General features: G+C 62.6%; 4 protein-coding genes. 1 reads left to right on the top strand and 3 read right to left on the bottom strand.

Features of this window, described 5'->3' with window-relative positions; all coding sequences use genetic code 11:
• Nucleotides 1–159: 159 nt before the first annotated feature.
• The 3 genes from EN925_RS28330 to EN925_RS39810 form a co-directional block, all read right to left on the bottom strand.
• Entirely contained in the window at nucleotides 160–759 is a 600-nt protein-coding gene (locus EN925_RS28330) for a DUF922 domain-containing protein (RefSeq protein WP_127369304.1), read from the bottom strand.
• Between the two features lie 129 nt (nucleotides 760–888).
• A complete protein-coding gene (locus EN925_RS28335) occupies nucleotides 889–2,568 on the bottom strand; it encodes an electron transfer flavoprotein-ubiquinone oxidoreductase (RefSeq protein ID WP_127369303.1) in 1,680 nt (559 codons plus the stop codon).
• Nucleotides 2,569–2,631: 63 nt separating this feature from the next.
• Nucleotides 2,632–2,778, bottom strand: a complete 147-nt coding sequence (locus EN925_RS39810; RefSeq protein ID WP_156949323.1) for a hypothetical protein — start codon at nucleotides 2,776–2,778, stop codon at nucleotides 2,632–2,634.
• A 10-nt stretch (nucleotides 2,779–2,788) separates the two neighbouring features.
• Between EN925_RS39810 and EN925_RS28340 the strand changes: the two genes are divergently transcribed.
• Nucleotides 2,789–3,433 carry a hypothetical protein gene (locus EN925_RS28340; protein WP_013532621.1) on the top strand — a complete coding sequence of 215 codons (645 nt, stop codon included), beginning with the start codon at nucleotides 2,789–2,791 and terminating at the stop codon, nucleotides 3,431–3,433.
• Nucleotides 3,434–3,500: the final 67 nt, after the last annotated feature.

Here is a 3,500-nt window from a genome sequence, read left to right on the forward strand (position 1 = left end):
TGACGATCCATTCGGCGACACGGCTGGAAGACACCGGCTCGGATCACCTTCCGGTCATGGTGGAGTTCTCGCTCAGGCTGAATCAGCAAAAGCCGCTCGATGAACATGAAACCGCGACCGCGGCCATTGTCCAGGCCGGCAAGACGCCAGGCTGAAGGATCAGGGCCTGACCAAAGCGATGACGAGATGCTGGACATGGCCGCCGTCGCGATGCTCGCGCGCATCGAAAGCGAGCTGCTTGGCCTCATATGCGGCATTGGTGGCCTTGATGCGTCGCTGTGCCTCGCGACGTGTCTTGTAGCAGGACGGGTCGTCGGCAATCCTGAGGCCGGAGATGGATCTTTCCGTGGCCCGCATCATCTCCCTGGCGATGCGGCCATGGGTTTCCTCATGGGCGCGGACGCCGGCGAAGAACCGCGTCCAGCGCTTCCGGAGCGTCGGGGTGGTGGCCGAGGCGACACGCGGAAATGTGTAGAAGAGATTGAGCGTGCCGTTGGCACGCCGCAAGCGGCAGACGCCATTGTCCTGGCTGGTGTCAAGGTCCCAATCCACTGCGTAGCCGGTCAGCGCGATGGCATGCGTCATGAAGCCGTGCTTCGGCCCTTTGCGGTCCATAGCCTGGACTAGCGCCAGCCCCGTGTTCCCGGTGATGTCGTAGGTCCGCGTCTTGACCACCACCCTGGTGCCGGCCGAGGCCGCCGAAGCCAAGCCGAACAGCGCACCGATCGCCACAAGGCATGCCAGAACCGCCAGGCGCATTGGCCATCTCCTTATCGTCAAGGAATGGAACCATAAGCGCGCGGCAGTTTCAACAGTTCTAATGTTCCACATGCCACGGGAGACCCCGAGCCATCGTCGGGACCTTTGCACGCTGCGGCCGGCGCGGGCCTACATGCCCTGATAGACCGGGCCTTCTCCGCCTTGCGGCGGCACCCAGTTGATGTTCTGGTTCGGGTCCTTGATGTCGCATGTCTTGCAGTGGACGCAGTTCTGCGCGTTGATGACGAAGCGCACATCCTTGGCCGTGGGATCGGCGGCGGCGTTGCCGTCCCTGTCGACCCACTCGTAAACCCCGGCCGGACAATAGCGCGTCGAGGGGCCCGCAAAGACATCGTGCTCGGAACGCTTCTGCAGCTCCATGTCGCCGACAAGCAGGTGGACCGGCTCGTTTTCCTCGTGATTGGTGTTGGACAGGAACACCGAGGACAGCCTGTCGAAAGTCAGCACGCCATCGGGCTTCGGATAGGCGATCTTCTTGTGCCGGGCGGCAGGCTCGAGCGTTGCATAGTCGGCCTTGCCATGCTTCAGCGTGCCGAAGGGCGAGACACCGAACAGCGTGTTCAGCCACATGTCGAGGCCGCCAAGGCCGACACCGACGATGGTGCCGAAGCGCGACCACAGCGGCTTGACGTTGCGCACCTTCTTCAGATCCTTGCCGATGTCGGTCGCGCGCCAGGCTTCCTCGTAGGAAGCGAGTTCGTCGTTGGCGCGCCCGGCGCCGATCGCCTCGGCGACATGCTCGGCCGCCAGCATGCCGGACAGCACCGCATTGTGCGAACCCTTGATGCGCGGCACGTTGACGAAGCCCGCGGCACAGCCCATCAGCGCACCGCCGGGGAAGGACAATTTCGGCACCGACTGCCAGCCACCCTCGGTGATGGCGCGCGCGCCATAGCCCAGCCGCTTGCCGCCTTCGAACGTAGCCGCGATCGCCGGATGGGTCTTGAAGCGCTGGAATTCCTCGAACGGCGACAGCCAGGGATTCTTGTAATTGAGATGAAGGACGAAGCCGACCGCCACCTGATTATCTTCGAGATGGTAGAGGAACGAGCCGCCGCCGGTCTTCAAGTCAAGCGGCCAGCCGAAGGAATGCTGGACCAGCCCCGGCCGGTGGTTCTCCGGCTTGACCTGCCAGAGTTCCTTCAGGCCGATGCCGTATTTGCCCGGTTCGCGGCCATCGGAAAGCTTGTATCTGGCGATCAGCTGCTTGGCGAGCGAGCCGCGAGCGCCCTCCCCGATCAGCACATATTTGCCCATCAGCGCCATGCCGGGTGCGAAACCCGGGCCGTGCGTTCCGTCCTTCTCGACGCCCATGTCGCCGGTGACGACGCCGGTGACGGCGCCTTGCTCATTGTAGAGCAGGCCGGCAGCGGCAAAGCCCGGATAGATCTCGACGCCGAGCGCTTCGGCCTTGGTCGCCAGCCAGCGGCAGACATTGCCCAGCGAAACGATGTAGTTGCCGTGATTGTTCATCAGCGGCGGCATGAAAATGTTGGGCAGACGGAACGAGCCGGCAGGACCAAGGACCAGGAAATGGTCCGCGGTGACCGGCGTCTTGAAGGGATGGCCGTCCTCGTCGCGCCAGCCCGGCAAGAGCCGGTCGATGCCGATCGGATCGACGACGGCGCCGGAGAGAATATGGGCGCCGACCTCACCGCCCTTCTCCAGGACGACGACCGAAAGCTCGGGATTGACCTGCTTGAGGCGGATGGCGGCGGCGAGGCCCGCCGGCCCGGCACCGACGATAACCACGTCGAATTCCATGCTTTCGCGTTCGATGTCGCTCATCAACCCCTCCGCACTGGCTTATCCCATTCGGGTATCTTGCTGGCTCCCGCGCTGCATAGCGCATCAATTGACGACAGGAAACCGGCGCATACGTGACAATGCCGTTTTGGCCAAAAAGTCGCGCATTGCGAGGCTGGAAGACTGCTTTTCGCCCGCCATTGCCTGCGAGGCGCGCGTTTTTAATTGTTCGACGGCTTGCTTATCGGCCATACTTCACGCCATGCGCTTTCCTGGGCCAGCCGGCTTTTCATCGACGCGCTTTCTTTTCCCGCCCGGCCGGATCCGCCGGGCGCTCCTTTTGGCCCTTCTGATGCTGGCGCCGCATCACGCTGCCGCCGACGAAGTGAAGGTCTGGGCGGCGGGCGCCTACTCCTTCTCCGACGAGCTTGGCGGCTTCCACATCACCGGCGCCTCGGGCATCGGCACGAAGGACGATCCGTTCGTCATCACCGAAGAGCTGACTTCGTCAACGCCGGTGACGCTGACGATCCGCACGACAAAGCCGATCCAGGCCTTCGGCAAGGCCGGCGAATTCGCCAACGGCATGATGTATATGCGCATCGAGGTGCTCAACAACAGCGGCCAGGCCTGGGTCGAATTCCAGTTCGAATTGCAGGAGATCCTGAACCAGCCGAGCGTGTTCGGCGACGGGCTTTCCTTCGACCAGCGCAACAAGACGCCGGACAATATCCGGTCGAGCAATTTCGCCGATTTCGATCGCGATTTCGAACCCTATGACCGGCTGCTGTTCAGGAATGGCAAGGTCGACCCGCTGAAAACCGCCAGCTTCGAATTCCTGATGACCGACTACACGCCCAGATGGACCTTCTACCTGGTGCAGGATCCGCGCATACCAACGGGCTGACACGATAGGAATTTTTTCTTGACCCGGTGAGCTCAGCTATGGTACATTTTTGCCTATGGTGCTGAGT

It is taken from the genome of Mesorhizobium sp. M7A.F.Ca.US.006.04.2.1 (assembly GCF_004022915.1).
GTDB classification, from domain to species: Bacteria; Pseudomonadota; Alphaproteobacteria; order Rhizobiales; family Rhizobiaceae; genus Mesorhizobium; species Mesorhizobium ciceri.